The organism is Microcoleus sp. Z1_A1 (assembly GCF_036700305.1).
GTDB lineage: Bacteria > Cyanobacteriota > Cyanobacteriia > Cyanobacteriales > Microcoleaceae > Microcoleus.
Genome location: NZ_JAUBOR010000055.1, coordinates 15,600 through 31,574 on the forward strand (window position 1 = coordinate 15,600; position 15,975 = coordinate 31,574).

At 45.9% G+C, this 15,975-nt stretch carries 15 protein-coding genes; 6 read left to right on the plus strand and 9 right to left on the minus strand.

Annotated features, from left to right (window positions below; translation table 11 throughout):
* Window positions 1-83 precede the first annotated feature (83 nt).
* The 3 genes from QT973_RS23930 (at window position 84) to QT973_RS23940 (ending at window position 3,513) form a co-directional block, all read left to right on the plus strand.
* Window positions 84-842, plus strand: coding sequence for a Uma2 family endonuclease (locus QT973_RS23930; RefSeq protein ID WP_333272899.1), 759 nt, complete (start codon window positions 84-86; stop codon window positions 840-842).
* 132 nt (window positions 843-974) lie between these two features.
* Window positions 975-2,291, plus strand: coding sequence for a homoserine dehydrogenase (locus QT973_RS23935; RefSeq protein ID WP_333392341.1), 1,317 nt, complete (start codon window positions 975-977; stop codon window positions 2,289-2,291).
* Between the two features lie 370 nt (window positions 2,292-2,661).
* On the plus strand, window positions 2,662-3,513 hold the full coding sequence (locus QT973_RS23940; RefSeq protein WP_333056680.1) for an alpha/beta hydrolase: 852 nt from the start codon (window positions 2,662-2,664) through the stop codon (window positions 3,511-3,513).
* A 17-nt stretch (window positions 3,514-3,530) separates the two neighbouring features.
* Here QT973_RS23940 and QT973_RS23945 read toward each other — a convergent pair whose 3' ends face one another.
* Both QT973_RS23945 and QT973_RS23950 read right to left on the minus strand, forming a co-directional pair.
* Window positions 3,531-3,656, minus strand: a complete 126-nt coding sequence (locus tag QT973_RS23945; protein WP_333056682.1) for a hypothetical protein — start codon at window positions 3,654-3,656, stop codon at window positions 3,531-3,533.
* A gap of 29 nt (window positions 3,657-3,685) precedes the next feature.
* Window positions 3,686-4,570: a PhzF family phenazine biosynthesis protein gene (locus tag QT973_RS23950; RefSeq protein ID WP_333056683.1), complete on the minus strand. Its 885-nt coding sequence runs from the start codon at window positions 4,568-4,570 to the stop codon at window positions 3,686-3,688.
* A gap of 92 nt (window positions 4,571-4,662) precedes the next feature.
* Here QT973_RS23950 and QT973_RS23955 point away from each other — a divergent pair, with 92 nt between their 5' ends.
* Complete coding sequence (locus QT973_RS23955) at window positions 4,663-5,217, plus strand: Uma2 family endonuclease (RefSeq protein WP_333208218.1); 555 nt, start codon at window positions 4,663-4,665, stop codon at window positions 5,215-5,217.
* 86 nt (window positions 5,218-5,303) lie between these two features.
* Here QT973_RS23955 and trpE read toward each other — a convergent pair whose 3' ends face one another.
* The 7 genes from trpE to QT973_RS23990 all read right to left on the minus strand — a co-directional run bounded on the left by trpE (window position 5,304) and on the right by QT973_RS23990 (window position 13,431).
* A complete protein-coding gene (trpE, locus tag QT973_RS23960) occupies window positions 5,304-6,884 on the minus strand; it encodes an anthranilate synthase component I (protein ID WP_333054695.1) in 1,581 nt (526 codons plus the stop codon).
* Between the two features lie 146 nt (window positions 6,885-7,030).
* Window positions 7,031-7,891 carry a GNAT family N-acetyltransferase gene (locus tag QT973_RS23965; RefSeq protein WP_333054696.1) on the minus strand — a complete coding sequence of 287 codons (861 nt, stop codon included), beginning with the start codon at window positions 7,889-7,891 and terminating at the stop codon, window positions 7,031-7,033.
* Between the two features lie 173 nt (window positions 7,892-8,064).
* Window positions 8,065-8,490, minus strand: a complete 426-nt coding sequence (locus QT973_RS23970; RefSeq protein ID WP_333054697.1) for a photosystem I reaction center subunit II PsaD — start codon at window positions 8,488-8,490, stop codon at window positions 8,065-8,067.
* Between the two features lie 299 nt (window positions 8,491-8,789).
* Window positions 8,790-9,290: a peptidoglycan-binding protein gene (locus QT973_RS23975; protein ID WP_333208219.1), complete on the minus strand. Its 501-nt coding sequence runs from the start codon at window positions 9,288-9,290 to the stop codon at window positions 8,790-8,792.
* 876 nt (window positions 9,291-10,166) lie between these two features.
* Complete coding sequence (locus QT973_RS23980; protein WP_333313084.1) at window positions 10,167-12,158, minus strand: DICT sensory domain-containing protein; 1,992 nt, start codon at window positions 12,156-12,158, stop codon at window positions 10,167-10,169.
* 473 nt (window positions 12,159-12,631) lie between these two features.
* Window positions 12,632-12,943, minus strand: coding sequence for a DUF2973 domain-containing protein (locus tag QT973_RS23985; protein WP_333054700.1), 312 nt, complete (start codon window positions 12,941-12,943; stop codon window positions 12,632-12,634).
* A gap of 158 nt (window positions 12,944-13,101) precedes the next feature.
* Window positions 13,102-13,431, minus strand: a complete 330-nt coding sequence (locus QT973_RS23990; protein ID WP_333054702.1) for a DUF2605 domain-containing protein — start codon at window positions 13,429-13,431, stop codon at window positions 13,102-13,104.
* Between the two features lie 357 nt (window positions 13,432-13,788).
* On the opposite strand from QT973_RS23990, the gene QT973_RS23995 reads away from it, so the two are divergent.
* Window positions 13,789-13,938, plus strand: coding sequence for a hypothetical protein (locus QT973_RS23995; RefSeq protein ID WP_333054703.1), 150 nt, complete (start codon window positions 13,789-13,791; stop codon window positions 13,936-13,938).
* On the plus strand, window positions 13,931-15,760 hold the full coding sequence (gene thrS / locus QT973_RS24000) for a threonine--tRNA ligase (protein ID WP_333208221.1): 1,830 nt from the start codon (window positions 13,931-13,933) through the stop codon (window positions 15,758-15,760). Before QT973_RS23995 ends, thrS begins: the two co-directional genes overlap by 8 nt.
* The last annotated feature ends 215 nt before the right edge of the window (window positions 15,761-15,975 follow it).

Consider the following 15,975-nt stretch of genomic DNA (forward strand, 5'->3'; position numbering starts at 1 on the left):
CGCCCTACAATTGTTTTAAACAGTTGTTTTAAACAGTAGTGTAAAATATGAAGTAAGCTCACCGAGAAAGGGAGATCGCTGACATGACCCTAATTTCTACCCAACAACTGACCTTTAAAGAGTATCTGGACTACCAGGGAGAATCAGGTGTTTGTTATGAATTATATCGGGGCAATCTGATTGAAAGGCCAACACCTACAGCAATACATATCAAAATTTGTGAATTTTTAGTTTATCAGTTCCGGCGCTTCTTTGCAGCACACAACCTCCCGCTAGTTGCAATTGTCACTACCGCAGTCCGAACTGAGGAAAACTCTTCTCGCGTTCCTGATGTTGTGATTTGCACTCAGAGTCTGTGGGAACAAGTCTGTACCCAACCTGGTTCCGCAGTCTTGGACTTTGAAGAAAAACCGCTGTTAGTTATCGAAGTTACCAGTCAAAATTGGCGGGACGACTACATTCGCAAACGGGCAGAATATGACTTAATTGATATCCCTGAATATTGGATTGTAGACCCCAATTTACTAAAAATACGAGTGTGTAGCCGTCCAGAAAATGAAGGCAGTTATTCTCACCAGGAATTTTTGCCGGGACAGCAAGTTCAGTCTGTACAGTTCGCTGAATTTATTTTATCGGTTAATCAAGTGCTATCTCCGCCGCTAGTAGAAGATTTAATTCGAGAAGAAGAAGCACAGCGACAGCAGCTAGAACAGCAAAATCAGGAACTAGAACAGCAAAATCAGCAGCTAGAACAGCAAGTTAATAATGCAGAACGCCAGCGGGCCGAAAGATTGGCCCAGCGACTCCGAGAAATGGGGGTAGACATGGATTCAGAACTGTGAATTGTCATCTCAAATTAGATCCCCGACTTATTAAAGAAGTCGGGGATCTGGATATTGAGCTTACTTAAATGACAAATTGCTTGATTAGCATACAATGATTGTAGGTTAATTGAGTTTCTACGGGTCAAAGTCGTGGCTTTCAAAATTGGTTTGTTAGGTTTGGGTACAGTTGGCGCGGGAACAGCAGAGATTTTGCTCTCCCCAGATGGCCGCCATCCGCTGTTGCAGGAATTGGAAATTTATCGGGTGGGAGTGCGCGATATTTCTCGAACTCGGTCTTTACAATTGCCAGAAAATGTGCTGACAACTGACCTAGAAGCGATCGCAACTGACCCGGAAATTGATATTGTAGTAGAATTGATTGGCGGATTGGAACCGGCGCGATCGCTCATTTTACAGGCTATTGCCAGCGGCAAGCACGTCGTCACTGCCAACAAAGCAGTTATCGCCCGCTACGGGAATGAAATCTTCGAGGCCGCCAACAAAAAAGGCGTTTACGTAATGCTAGAAGCTGCTGTCGGCGGCGGCATTCCAGTCATTCAAAGCCTCAAACAATCTTTAGGTGCAAACCGCATTAAAAGTGTCACCGGCATCGTCAACGGCACAACTAATTACATCCTGACGCGGATGCAAACAGAAGGCGCAGACTTTGCGGAAGTGCTCGCCGACGCTCAGCAATTAGGTTATGCTGAAGCTGACCCCACAGCAGATGTAGATGGATTAGATGCGGCCGATAAAATTGCTATTTTAGCCTCGCTAGCTTTTGGCGGACGCATCAAATTAGCAGATGTTCATTGCGAAGGTATCAGAAAAGTTAGTGCGGCTGATATTGACTACGCCGACAAGCTGGGATTTGTGATTAAATTGTTGGCTATTGCTCGAGAAACCTCCCGCTACAATGGCAAGCAAGCGGAGGGAGAAAGCGAACTGCTGTCAATTCGAGTGCATCCGAGTTTTGTGCCGAAAACTCATCCGCTGGCGAGTGTTAACGGGGTTTACAATGCAATTTTAGTCGAAGGAGAGCCGATCGGGCAATTGATGCTGTACGGGCGCGGCGCCGGTGCGGGCCCAACAGCTAGCGCAGTAGTATCAGACATCATGAATGTCGCGGCTATCCTGAAAACCGAAACTGTTCCGATTCCCCATCCTTTGCTGAGTTGCAGTCACCAACACTACTGCAAAATTGCTCCGATGCAGGAACTTGTTACTCGCTTTTACGCCCGTTTTCTGACGGGCGATACTCCGGGGGTAATTGGCCAACTCGGCACTTGTTTCGGCAATCACAAAGTTAGTTTGGAATCAGTTGTGCAGACGGGAATTCACGGCGATTTAGCAGAAATTGTCGTCGTGACTCACGATGTTAGGGAAGGTAATTTTCAACAAGCACTCGATGAAATTCGCGCGATGGAAGCAGTCGATAGTGTTGCTAGCACGTTGCGAGTTTTGTAAAAGTGATTTGCTAGGGGCGGGTTTTACATAGAATATTTGCTAATAATTGATAATCTATAAAACCCGCCAAACCCAAGCATAAATCAGAATGTACCGGGTGCTTGTAGGGGGGGGTTTTACAAACAATAATTCCCTGAAACAAACAATCTCAAAAACCCACCCGAACCCAACCATAAATCATCATGTACATTTTCCGATGTGATGCAAATTTCGGGTTGACGTAGGTTATCGGTGGTGGGGGGCGGGTTTATCTAGATTGTCCGTAATCGTTAGATTTGGTTGGTGAACCCGCCCCTACCAAATCTGGGTAAAGGTATTTTGCAAAAATACCGGGTTTTCCCCCCACAATCAGTTAGAAATGAGATTTGGGATGAAAATAACAAAATCAGATTTTGTCGATCGCCAAACGGGAAGGCATTTGCTAGATTCCCTGTATGAAAAGTTTGCTAAACCCCAACTGCACGATACTTTTAAACCCAATAATCCTTCAATTTACATTCGGCACGGGGAAGGGCAAGTTATTGATGGAAATTATATCATAGAAAAAGTGTTTGAAGACTCTCGGACGGGTTTTTATGCTGAAAGTCGCGTTCCCATTTCTGGCAATAACCCACCTGTTTTAGTGATTCGCGGCTACGGTTCTTGGTATCCTTTCGATCGCGTTTTGGAAGATACGCCCGATGTATTTATGGCAAAACTAGAACGCCAGTTAAAATCGGCGCAAACTGCGGGTGCTATTGATTGGATCAAGCAGCAATTTCACAGCGGGAATCCGCCTGATGTCATCGGAGAAAGTTTGGGCGGCAAAGTTGCTCAGCAAATAGCAGCAAAATACCCGGATTATATTAGATCCACTGTAGTTTTTAATTCTTTGGGCGTTTCGGAAAAGTTAGCTAAAACTTCCACGGCTAACAATGTTTTTCACTACTTTACTTTAGGCGAAAGGTATGCTTTCTGGGCAAATGAAGGTGATTACATACCGGGAACGATTTTTGTGATTTCCCAAAAGGGTAACAACTGTTGTTATAAAATCGAAGAGGCGATCGTCCGAATGGCGCGTTTTGAAGGCAAGTTTCTCAAAAGGCGCGCGATTGTGGCAATATTGGCTCAGTTGCTGTTGCTAAACAGACACAATGCGATCGTCCTCAACAAACGGCGGCCAGTAGTCGTTGAGATCGATCGCACTCAATTGCAAGTTTTCCGAAAAAAGCGCTTTGTTTAAACTCAGACAGAATGGCTTCAGGCCGCAGATGGCTGGTTTTCCCGCGCTGCGACTGCAGGAAGCAGACAAAGTGCTGCGATCGCTATTAGCAAAATTGTAACATCTCGATCGCCAAACAAGCATCTAAATCTAGCTGCGTGCATCTGCGGTTAATAATTCTCTGTTAAAAATTCTACACAAATTCTCCCTTAGCAACCATCACCACCTTACCGCCCACCAAAACTGCTATTTCCCCTTCATTTTGGGCGGCTTGTAACAACAGCAAAGAAGGTCGATCGATTTCATAACCCTGCTCAACTCTGACATCAATCTTTGCTGACCCATAATAAGCGTATTCTACCAAATATCCAGCCAAACAGCCGTTAGCGCTGCCAGTCGCCGGATCTTCAGGAATCCCTAATGAATGGGCAAAAACTCGCACGCTTAAATCATTAATGTCGCTGTAAGTTTCTGGGCAAAATATCAAAATTTCTTTCGCTGACATTGTATCAACTAGCTCAAAATATTTATCTAAGTTGACCTGAGCTTTTTTGAGCGAAGCGAGAGTTTTTAATGGGACAATTATAAACGGCACTCCGGTCGAAACTTCTTGAATTGGGAAGTTGGAATCAATTTCATCTGGTTCTAAATTCAGGACATTTGCCAGACTTTCGGCTGATAAAACTTGACCAAAACTAGGCGGGTTTTGTCGCATCCACAAAATCTCTGCCGATTCATTTTGATAATTAAAAGTAACGGGAATTTGACCGACGGCTAGATTGAGAATTACTCGATCGACCTTTTCGCGAATAATCTCTTGCTGCAACACAAACGCAGTCCCCAAAGTCGGATGACCGGCAAAGGGCAATTCCTTCTTGGGCGTGAATATCCGCACGTCATAGCCGCCATCTCGCGGATCGGGCGATCGAATAAACGTAGTTTCTGAATAATTGATTTCCCTCGCTATCTGTAGCATTTGGGCCTCAGATAGTTCGGCAACTCCCGCACCGCAAAATACAGCTAGTTGATTGCCAGCATATTTTGACTCCGCAAACACGTCAACTATATAAAAATTCATAATTATGCCTTTGGTAAAAGTCTATAACTGATATGTTACATCGATCGCAAGACAGCCGTTAAAATAACAATAAAAACATAGGAGTAATCGCCGTGAGCGTCACGACTGTAAAATGGACGGTTGCAGACTACCACCGCATCATTGCAGCCGGCATTCTGGAAGGGCGAAACGTTGAATTAATAGGTGGAGAAATAATCGAAATGGCTCCCGAAGGAGAATCTCATGCTTACTCTAGCGATGAGGCTGGAGAGTACCTAATTTATTTGCTGGGCGATCGGGCTAAAATCCGCCAAGGTAAACCGATTATCTTGCCCCCAAGCAACTCCGAGCCACAACCCGATATCGCTGTAATTCAACGTTTGGGACAAGATTACCGAGAACATCATCCCTATCCAGAAAACATCTTTTGGCTGATAGAATACTCGGATCATACTCTTAGCAAAGACTTGGGAATCAAGAGCAAGATTTACGCGGAAGCCGGCATTTCTGAGTATTGGGTTGTCAATTTGCGAACTAGGGAATTAATAGTATTTCGAGAGCCTACCAATGAAGGATATCAATCGAGAGAAACTCTGACTCAGGGTAATATTAATCCGCTGGCTTTTCCTGATGTTGCAGTTTCGGTCACTCGAATATTAGGGGCTTAGGTAAATTGGACAATAATGCAATAATTACTGCTGTTTTCTTGTTACCAGGCTCTGCCTGGTAACACAGATCCAGAGGCTCCGCCTCACTATTTCAAACAGCGAATTGCTTCCAACATTCCCCTGGCTTTATTGAGCGTTTCTTCGTACTCCATATCCGGGTTAGAATCAGCCACCAAACCAGCACCTGCTTGCACAGAAACCGAATGTTTGTCACCACCTAAAGAACGAACAACCATAGTCCGAATCGCGATCGCACTATTCAATTGTCCCTCAAAATCATAATACCCGTAAACCCCAGAATACGGCCCCCGGCGACAACCTTCCAACTCGTGCACAATCTCCATCGCCCGAATCTTAGGAGCACCGCTAACCGTACCCGCAGGAAAACCAGCTTTCAACAAATCCCAAGCTGTCTTATCCTGGGCCAATTCTCCCACCACATTGCTCACAATGTGCATCACGTGAGAATAACGCTCAATTTCCATTAATTCGTCAACTTTTACAGTACCGTTTCGGCAAACTCTTCCTAAATCGTTCCTGCCCAAATCAACTAACATGACGTGTTCCGCAATTTCCTTCGGATCTTGCAGCAATTCAGCAGCCAAAGCATCATCTTCTTGAGGAGTTTTACCCCGACGGCGAGTGCCGGCAATGGGTCGCAAAGTTGCTATCTTTTTGCCATCAGCAGTATTTTCCGCCTTCACCATAATTTCGGGACTCGAACCGATAATCTGCCAATCTCTGAAATGAAAATAAGCCATGTACGGAGAAGGATTAATCAGACGCAAAGAGCGGTAAAGTGCAAAAGAATCGCCACTGTATTCAGCCTCTAGTCGCTGCGAAATAACTACTTGAAAAATATCTCCGGCTTTGATATAATCCTTAGCTTTTAAGACATTGGCACAATACTTTTCACGGCTAATATTGCTCGTGTAAGCCAATTCTGTATTTCCGGTTGTGGAACGGGCATCTTGCCCGTCCTTATCTCTTGTGGAACGGGCATCTTGCCCGTTATTGGGAGGTGTCCATTCTATGAGAGTAGATTGGCGGGAAAGCGGCGATTGCAGCTTCTGAACTAGCTTGCCAACGCGATCGCACGCTTGCTGATAAGCATCGGCCAAATCAACGCCAACCTCCCGCAAATCCGCATAGGCGACGACCCAAATTTTCCGCTTCACCTGGTCGAAAATCAGCAAATTATCAACCTGCATCCACAACCCATCCGGCAAATCATTCTCGCTGGCTGGATGCACGGGAACTCGCGGTTCTATCCACTTAATTAACTCGTAACCCCAAAAACCAAATAACCCGCCAATTCCCGGCGGTAACTGCGGCAATTTGACCGGTTGATAAGACTCCAAACATTCAGTTAAAGCCGCAAACGGATCGCCTGTAAATACTTTTTCGGAACCGTCGCGGTAAACTTGAGTTGTGCGAGATCCCTTAGCCTCCAAAATCCACAACGGATCGCACCCTAAGAAACTATAACGCCCAAGTTTTTCCCCACCTTCCACTGACTCCAGCAGAAAACTGTAAGGTTGACCCGCACAAACCCGATACCACGCAGACACCGGCGTATCCAAATCAGCAACCCATTCTTGATACACGGGTACAAAATTGCCTTGTTTCGCCAGTTCCGAAAATTGTGAGAAATCGGGGAATATCATATATATCAGAAGGAAGAAGGAAGTTCGGCAACGGATTATGTAACGGATGTAACGGATGTAAAGGATAGAAGGAAGAAGAAAGAAAGAAGAAGGAAAATGCAATCCTGGCAATAATTTCAGCGATTAAAAGCGTCCTAACCGTCTTGTCAATAAACAAAAGACGGAAAGCAACAGCCATGAGGCTGCTGGTACTCGCCAACCGCCATCACCGCCATCGGCTTGAGGGCGCGCAGCCCCTCTTGCAAACACCAGCGAAACAAACTTGCGTAACGCATCGGCAAGTGGAAAGAAACCTGTGCTTCGGAACTGTACGCGGCCGCCCCCAAGAGCAAAGCCTGCATATCCGCCTCAGTTTCTGCGACGCTGTGGCTCAAAGCCGACACCGCACAAGTATAAGCCACAATCCGACCTTGTTTGCAAGCAACGAAGGGAGAAAAGAAATTCACGGCGTCTTCAATCTCCGAAATTCGATCGCACCTGTATAATTTCTTGCACAAAGCGGCACATTCACCAACATCCTCACTAGCCATCGGGCGCACCTCAAACCCATGGGGCGGCTGGCTGCGAAACTTCCCTTCCATTAACACGAAAGCTTCCTTCACCTCAAAACCCAAAGAAGCGTACAGCGACAGCGCAGCCAGATTAAAAGATTCCTGAACCAAACGGATGCCCACAGCGTCCTGTCCCCGTTCCAGCAAAGCTTTCATGATTTCCCGTCCCGCGCCGCGGCCTTGAAAAGTTCGATCGACACTGACGGGCCCGATACCGCGAATCGGGTTGCGTTCGTCCATAAACCCGCAGCCGACAACCGCACCCTCACTCTCGGCTACTATGCCAAAAAACAACGGACTTTCGATCCGAAGACCAATAATTTCAGTTGAAAACTCCAGCGTCGGAAAATCTGTAGGGAATTGATGGCGATCGGAAATACATTTAAAAGCTTCATAATTAATGCGGGCGCAAACATCGATATCCTGATGAGTTGCTCGCCTGATTACCAGATTCATGGTTAATGTAATTATTAATTTTTATTAAATTTTAATCGCATTTGAAGTTTGCAGTGGCGATTGGGCGATAAAGAAAAAGCTTCTGCCGTCCAAGCGCTACTACAAACTATAAAATGCAAGCTGAGCTTTTCAGGACATACTACCCGAAAATAGCTCAGCAATTCGCTCAAAACCTAAACTTCGTAGGTTTTTTTACCAGTGAACTTGACCTTAATCGGATTGGGATTGCTGCCAATATTGCGGTCAATCTTACCGTTGTAGGGACGACCTTCGTTCACCTTCTCAGGGAACACGCCATCTTTGGGATGCAGGTACTCAGTAGAACCGTCGGGAAACACGCGGTAAATTTTGTAGTTCGAGATTTTGAATTTAGCCCGCAGTTGCTGGCCGCCCAAAGCGATGCACTGCTCCTTCCGGGGCAGATACAGCAGGTTGTCACCTTGACGCATGATTGCAGCGCCGCCTGTAGGCATTTCAAACACCTGTTCCTTGGGGCTAGTCCAAGTGATCGCGTACTTCTCTTCAACTAGCGCCTTGGTCAGCAAGCCGCCGGTGCTGCCGCCGAAAAGAGGGGGTTGTCCAGTGAGTTCTTCTGCCATAAACATATCCAAAGGATTTTTACGGCATCGTATCATCATGAGGCGACACCGCTGTCGAAATTGTAAGGAAAGTTAACAGTTTTTTGCCGATCGATCTCTTCTGATAATTGATAATTAGTAATTAATAATTGATAATTGGTAATTTCCACCCAAATTATAAAACAAAATTAGGCAGCACGAATTCCGAAAAAACAATCCCAAAAAAATAGCAATTATTCTGGTGCTTGTGGGGCACCCGAATAATCGCATATTCTCCCAATTTATCCCCACAGACGATCGAACAATTTACCGCCTCAACCCTAAGTCAAGAACCAATTAGGGTCATAGCCGCGCGGGATTTGGCTCAAAGCAGTCCAAGTTTCTTGATTGACAATCCCGTCGGCCTCAATCCCAAAGCTTTTTTGAAATGCGCGAACAGCTTTATCCGTCAAAGTAGCAAAGTCGCCGTCAACTTTACCGCCATAATGCTGGGAAGTTTTGAGAACTTCCTGAACAGTAGCGACTGCTTCCCCATAACTGCCGAATTTTAGTATCGGCATATTAACTGGAGCTCCAGTATAAAGCGCCTGCCAAGTCAGCGGCCCGACAATGCCGTCCGGCGACAAGAAAACCCGAAACTGAAACAGTTTCACAGAAAACTCAACTGCTTTGTTAAAAATTCCTTTAGCAGGATGCCGATAAAGTTGCAACTTGGTTAGCAGTTGTTCGAGTTCCAATACCGCTTTACCTTGAGAACCTAATTGTAGCTGTGGCTTTTTGGCCATAGGTTGAGTAGATTTCATCTGGATTGTAGGTGACATAATCGATTTTTCTAACCTCTAGGTTTGAGTATTCTTCTGGAAAAAAACTTTTTCCGGGCGAAACATTTGCATTCAAAAAATTTCACGAATCAACACTGGCGTCGGCAGTGCCTCAACAGATTCGAGCTACTTTTACCATCTCGCGACTTGTGAACAGGAGAGTTATACCATTTTAGATTTTAGATTTTATATTTTAGATTTGGCATGACTGATTACTATGGGGGTTTGCAGCTTACCTACAGTTTGATTCTTATTGTAAACTGGTATTAATTTTGGGCAGCATCCCTAGGTATTCCGTCGCCAAACCGGGTTTAAGACGGCAAGCGCATCCTGAATCTGTTTTGATACTTTCGATATTAAAGGTGAACACCGCGTGGTCACATCTCCTTTAAGGCTGATCTCACAGGGTGAGGATTGAGGCCGATCTCCTTGACCTTTGCATCAGAATTATTCATCTCTCTCTTCTCTTTCTCTGCGAGCTCTGCGTTCTCTGTGGTTAAATCCTTCCGATGCCATCGGCATTAATATTAGTCGTTAAGTCCGACAGGGGTTGAAACAAGAGCCTCATAGCTCAAGTCGTCTCAAGACGACTGTAGATTAGTATTTGATATCAAGTCCGGCGTAAATAGCCCCTCATATCAAATTTGTTAGCAGCAGATTTGATATCATGCCAGCGCAGCCGGATTTGATATCACTCGATCGCTACTTGCGCGCTCAGACGCCCACCAACCCGGTTTTTTACAGTATATTCCATGTAAATTTAGTACGGAGAAACCGGGTTTCGAGCAACAGAATCAGTAATCATGCGAGAACTGTAAAGAAACCCGGTTTCTGGGGTATACCTCATAAACCTTGAATACGCTGTATCAATTTAGTCTAAACAATCGGAATAGTAAAGTGAAATTCACTTCCTCGGTCTTTTCCTGCGGAATCTACCCAAATTTTACCGCCCCAGCCGGCAACAATCTGTTTGCAAATTGCCAATCCCAAACCGGTACCGCCGGCGCTGCGGCGCAAAGCTCCTTCTTCTTGATAAAATCGATCGAACACTACTTTTAAACTGTTCGCCTCGATTCCCCTCCCCGTATCGGCTACGAGCACTTCCACCATCCGAGAACCGTTGCATTTCGCTCTTATGGTGACGCTTCCTTGAGGTGTGGTGAATTTGCAAGCGTTGTCTAGCAGTTTGGAGAGCACCTCCACCAACCACTCTCCGTCAGCTTGCACTAAAGGCAATTCTGCGGACACTTCGGCGATAATTTCCGGTAACTGTCGATCGAGTCCGCCCCCCGATCGCACGCTGCTAAGGGCCAAATCAACGCATTCTTGCAGCGTCAGCGATTCTACATTCCATTGGACTCGCCCGCTTTCTAAGTGAGAAAGAGTTAAGAAATCCTGCACGAGTTTCCGCATTCTATCGGCATCACCAAGGGCAGTTTCTAACATGATTTGCCGCAATTCTGGGGGCATATCTGGTTCGGAGTTCAAACTTTCCAAACACACTTGAATCGTAGAAAGTGGGGTGCGGAGTTCGTGTCCGGTGATGGCAATTAGATTGCTGCGAGTGCGGTCTAATGCTTCTAATTGTTGGTTGAGTTCTTCTAAATGAGCGTAGGTTTCTGCTTGAATTAAGGCTGCTCCAAGTTGGGTGGCGATCGCCTCTACTAAAGCAATTTCGTCTTCTTCCCAAGGTAAAACCGCTCGGCACTGGTGCATTTCCACCATTCCCAAAACCCGCCCCTGATAAAGCACTGGCACCATTAACCAAGAGACAATTTGCCAATTTTTTACAGTTTTTTCCAGGAATTGTGTATTGACAATCAACGGGTGTTGTGCTGTGTCTTGGATGTAAACTCGCTCTTGCCGCGCCACCGCGTCGCTCCATATTTGATTTTCCTGCAACAGCCAAGTCTGATCCAGCATGGAACTAGCGCCCGGCCCCAAAAACTCGCGATCGATTTTGACCGCCACATCTGTTGCCTTGCACCGATAAATCAAACATCGGCTTGCCGAGAGGGCAGTGCCGAGTTCTTGGACTGCGACTTCGACGATTTCTTGCGGGTTGAGAGACTGCCGCATTGCCGTGGTAATTAAGTTTACCAGGCGTTCTTTGCGTTCCTGAGCGGCGATCGCGCTGTATGCTTTGAGCAGTTTGTGCTGGCCTGCTTGCAAGTAGGTTACTAAGCGTTCGGTAAAAGCATCGCTCAATTTTGGATTGGGAATTTTTGAGTTTTTTCTCGTACTTATTTCGGGTTTGGCGGCTTTGGAAGTGGCGGATTTCCTCGTTTTTTTCGGTGTTTTGAGTTTGTAAGTCGTTCGCGCTCGATCGATCTTTTCTGCCAATTCCGGGCGATATTTGACAATTCTATCGAGCAACAATGCGGCCGCTTTGGAGCTTACCTCGCGATCGAACGTCCAAATTCCTTCAAATCTGCGAGCTTGATCCATCAACAGTGGCCCGCGATCGTCCTGGTTGTCGATCGGCACAATTTTTTCTTGACAAATCAGGCAAGTTGAGTAGTGTTCCCCCAGCACCACTAAGTGCCACTCTTTACTCAATCCGTCCTCCGGTGCAAACGCCACCGTTTCGTGACATTCCGAGGAATTTTTAAAGTCAGTTTCCGGTGCTGCCAGCACGTATACCTGAGAGGAGCGTGAGGCAATTCGCCGGTAGCGGTGAGCTTCCTGGCGGTAGAAGCGCTCTCGCTGAAAGCTGGCAATGACTAGCGGTTCGTCGTCGGAACCCGCCAAAACTAAGTCTTCCATCGCGTGAGACAAGGCTGTCATGGAAGATTTGAAATAAATTTGTGCCCGCAGTTGGGGCAAAGCTTGCAGAAGTTCTGCCAGTAGCGAAATAGGGACGATCATCTAGCCTTAAACGTGCATTTTTGCCGATGACAAAACAGGATCGATAGGAGGTTTAGAGCGCTCCTTCTTCAGTATCTGATAGATTTACAGCACTTGGTAAGTAAAGTACAAAAAAATTGGTTTCGCTCTCCTGGGGTACCCCGGTGTTCGCCCAAATTCGCTCCGCCGTGCCCGCCCCGATTCCTAGTTTCCCTGTACTTGAGTGTCAAACTATCCTCGCTCTCTTGGATATCAGTGCCATAATTATCGCTTTTTGGCGATCGATCTTGTTAATCGGTAATTAAACTTTAAAAAAGCGCAAATAATTAGCCATTAGTTAAAAACTAACGACCAATTATTTTGACGACTGATCCCAAGAAACCCGGTTTTTACCCACCATCTATGAATAAACCGGGCTTCGGACACCTAGCGTGTAAGTCCTATATTTTTTTGAGGCATCGCGCCTAAGTATAAATGCTGCGGCTGTGGTTGTATCAGGCTAGTTCGCCCCCTTCGTCGCTGCCGCCCGGAGATGATTTGTAGAGAGCATCTAATTGTTCGCGGGCGTCTTGGACAGTCAGCGAACGCATCACTAAAAGCGGCTCATTGACTATGTTTCCGTATTCATCTAAAAGTTCTGGATGCGGTACCGGTTGAGAGCGAGGATAGGATGGGTAGGGATTATTTGCCCTGAACTGTTGAGGGCGCTGGGACTCCATACCAACGGTGACTAGACTGCGGATTAAGTTACCGACCGCCAGAAAGGCAAGAACGGTAAAAGCTAAAATATAAAGCAGGTGCAACATTATCTTCTCCTCCGGGCTAAACAGCCACACAGCAATTTACAAAAGTGTTTCAGCAAGTAATAACTTATTAACTGGAAATCTGTTTGAGGTTGTCAAGTGGGCCGCCACATTTCCCAAGGTTGGGGATTTGACTGCAAATTTAACTTGAACTCGCTTCCTTATTTTCCAGGGGGAGCTGACTGCCATGAGCGAAAGCGTGCCGATACTTGCCAGCATTCGGCGAGCAGTCTGTGCCACGGCATCAGTGCTGCTGTTTCAATCCCAACTTGACCTCCGGTTGCTTGAAATAGAGCTTTAGCTGCGCCTACTTCTTGCTGAGCCTGTTTGACTCGCGCCAGCAAGTCAGATTGATCTTCGTCGCCCAGAAAGGGAATTTCCTCAGTTTCTAAGAGCTTTGCCGATCGATCGAACCAGTAATTGAAATCCTCTAACAGCGGTTCCAGTAACGCTTTGAGCAATTCTGGCTCGGGCAAGTTGGAATTAAGCATGGATCAAAATTGGGTTATTTATCTATTATAGTCTTAGACGGTCTTTACAAATTGTAACATATTTCTAACAAAAATTTAATAATTTAACAACAATTAGCAGGTGGGTGTGAATAAATTAAACTATGCCAGCAGCGATTTTTGAGTCGAAATCCCCAAATTCTGCCAAATTAGGAATGAGAATTAAATAACTTGCATTTTTTGTAGGTTGGGTTTCGTTCCTCAACCCAACCTACGGAAGTTATTTAATTCGCGATCCTTAGTTCGCGAGCTCACGGTTGCTGAGAAAACAGGTTTTTTCATAGCAAGACGGGTGACAGCCCACCAAAATAGTAAAAAATCCGGTTTCTGAGAGTCGCAGTGCGGGACGCACTAAACGTTGCCACCATCAGGGCTGTTGCTGTAATTTCCCGGAGTGTCCCCCAACCTGAAGTCGGCGCTTACTGCCCCAATCTGAGTAATATAGAAGCAACTGCAACTAAATTAATTGCTAATTCAGCCGATGTCTAGCCCAGAATCCATGTCCCCTCCAGAAGAGTCCGTTAAGATTGAGTTGCCCCGCACGAGTGAGTCGGAGTCACTAAAAAAAATTCGCCACACCACCTCCCACGTTATGGCGATGGCGGTGCAGAAGTTATTTCCCAAGGCGCAAGTGACCATTGGCCCTTGGATTGAAAACGGTTTCTATTATGACTTTGACACTCCCGAACCTTTTACGGAACAGGATTTAAAAGCCATTAAAAAAGAGATGATCAAAATCATCAACCGTAAATTGCCTGTAATTCGCGAAGAAGTCAGCCGCGAGGAAGCGGAACGCAGAATTAAGGAGATTAATGAACCTTACAAATTAGAAATTTTAGAAGGGTTGATCGAACCGATTACTCTTTACCATTTGGGCGAGGAATGGTGGGATTTGTGCGCCGGGCCTCACTTGGATAATACCAGTGAGTTGAATCCAAAGGCGATCGAGCTAGAAAGCCTAGCAGGCGCTTACTGGCGCGGCGACGAAACCAAAGCTCAGTTACAGCGAATTTACGGCACTGCTTGGGAATCTCCCGAACAATTAGCAGCATACAAACACCGCAAAGAAGAAGCATTAAGGCGCGATCACCGCAAATTAGGCAAAGAATTAGGCTTGTTTATCTTTGCCGATCCGGTGGGGCCAGGTTTGCCTTTGTGGACGCCGAAAGGCACTGTTTTGAGAAGTATTTTAGAAGATTACTTGAAACAAGAACAAATCAAGCGCGGCTATTTGCAAGTGGTGACTCCGCACATCGCTAGAGTCGATTTGTTCAAAATTTCTGGACACTGGCAGAAATACAAAGAAGATATGTTTCCGCTGATGGCGGAGGATGAGGAAGCGGCAGCAAACGAACAGGGTTTTGTGATGAAACCCATGAATTGCCCTTTTCACATTCAAATTTACAAAAGTGAATTACGTTCCTATCGAGAATTGCCGATGCGCTTAGCGGAATTCGGCACAGTTTACCGCTACGAACAATCGGGAGAATTGGGCGGTTTAACGCGGGTGCGCGGCTTTACGGTGGATGATTCCCACTTATTTGTCACGCCGGAACAGTTGGATGCTGAATTCTTGAATGTGGTGGATTTGATTCTGTCAGTCTTCAAGAGTCTGCAACTGAAAAACTTTAAGGCGCGTTTGAGTTTCCGCGATCCGAACAATTTAGAGAAATACATCGGTTCCGATGAAGCTTGGGAAAAGGCTCAAGGTGCAATCCGCCGCGCGGTGGAAACTTTGGGAATGAATTATTTTGAGGGAATTGGGGAAGCGGCTTTTTACGGGCCGAAACTCGATTTCATTTTCCAAGATGTCTTGGATAGAGAATGGCAATTAGGAACTGTTCAGGTAGATTACAATTTGCCCGAACGTTTTGATTTGGAATACGTTGCTGAAGACGGCATTCGCAAGCGTCCGGTGATGATTCACCGCGCTCCTTTCGGTTCTTTGGAACGTTTGATCGGGATTTTGATCGAGCAGTATGCGGGGGATTTTCCGCTGTGGTTAGCGCCGATTCAGGTGCGGTTGTTGCCTGTCAGCGCTGAGTTTTTGCCGTTTGCGAAGGAAGTGGCGGCGAAGATGAAGGCGTTAAATATTCGCGCTGAAGCTGATGAGGATAGCGAGCGTTTGGGCAAGTTGATTCGCAATGCTGAGAAGGATAAAATTCCGGTGATGGGTGTTGTGGGTGCGAAGGAAGTTGAGGCGAATAGTTTGAATATTCGGACGCGGGCTTCTGGGGAGTTGGGGGCGATTTCGGTTGATGAAGTGATTGGAAGGTTGCAGGCTGCTATTAGCAGTTACGGCGATTTTTAGGGAATTTTAATCGCAGATGCACGCGGATTAACGCAGATGATAGTTTGATATTGTCTGCGTTTTTCTAATCGATCGGCTAAAATCATATAATTAGGTAAATTAACAGGAGTTAAATTAATGGCTAATCCGTTTCCAGGGCAGGGTAAACGCATCTAAATTAAGTTGACAGAAAATCATATTTGTGCATGATTTGTTTTTTATAAAACAATTCTTAA

Coding starts and splice junctions, on each gene's coding strand:
- QT973_RS23965 (WP_333054696.1), bottom strand. CDS start 7,891: ATGAATCTGGTAATCAGGCGAGCAACTCATCAGGATATCGATGTTTGC.
- QT973_RS23980 (WP_333313084.1), bottom strand. CDS start 12,158: ATGATCGTCCCTATTTCGCTACTGGCAGAACTTCTGCAAGCTTTGCCC.
- thrS (WP_333208221.1), top strand. CDS start 13,931: ATGTCTAGCCCAGAATCCATGTCCCCTCCAGAAGAGTCCGTTAAGATT.
- trpE (WP_333054695.1), bottom strand. CDS start 6,884: ATGATATTCCCCGATTTCTCACAATTTTCGGAACTGGCGAAACAAGGC.
- QT973_RS23930 (WP_333272899.1), top strand. CDS start 84: ATGACCCTAATTTCTACCCAACAACTGACCTTTAAAGAGTATCTGGAC.
- QT973_RS23970 (WP_333054697.1), bottom strand. CDS start 8,490: ATGGCAGAAGAACTCACTGGACAACCCCCTCTTTTCGGCGGCAGCACC.
- QT973_RS23985 (WP_333054700.1), bottom strand. CDS start 12,943: ATGTTGCACCTGCTTTATATTTTAGCTTTTACCGTTCTTGCCTTTCTG.
- QT973_RS23940 (WP_333056680.1), top strand. CDS start 2,662: ATGAAAATAACAAAATCAGATTTTGTCGATCGCCAAACGGGAAGGCAT.
- QT973_RS23975 (WP_333208219.1), bottom strand. CDS start 9,290: ATGTCACCTACAATCCAGATGAAATCTACTCAACCTATGGCCAAAAAG.
- QT973_RS23950 (WP_333056683.1), bottom strand. CDS start 4,570: ATGAATTTTTATATAGTTGACGTGTTTGCGGAGTCAAAATATGCTGGC.
- QT973_RS23945 (WP_333056682.1), bottom strand. CDS start 3,656: ATGCACGCAGCTAGATTTAGATGCTTGTTTGGCGATCGAGATGTTACA.
- QT973_RS23990 (WP_333054702.1), bottom strand. CDS start 13,431: ATGCTTAATTCCAACTTGCCCGAGCCAGAATTGCTCAAAGCGTTACTG.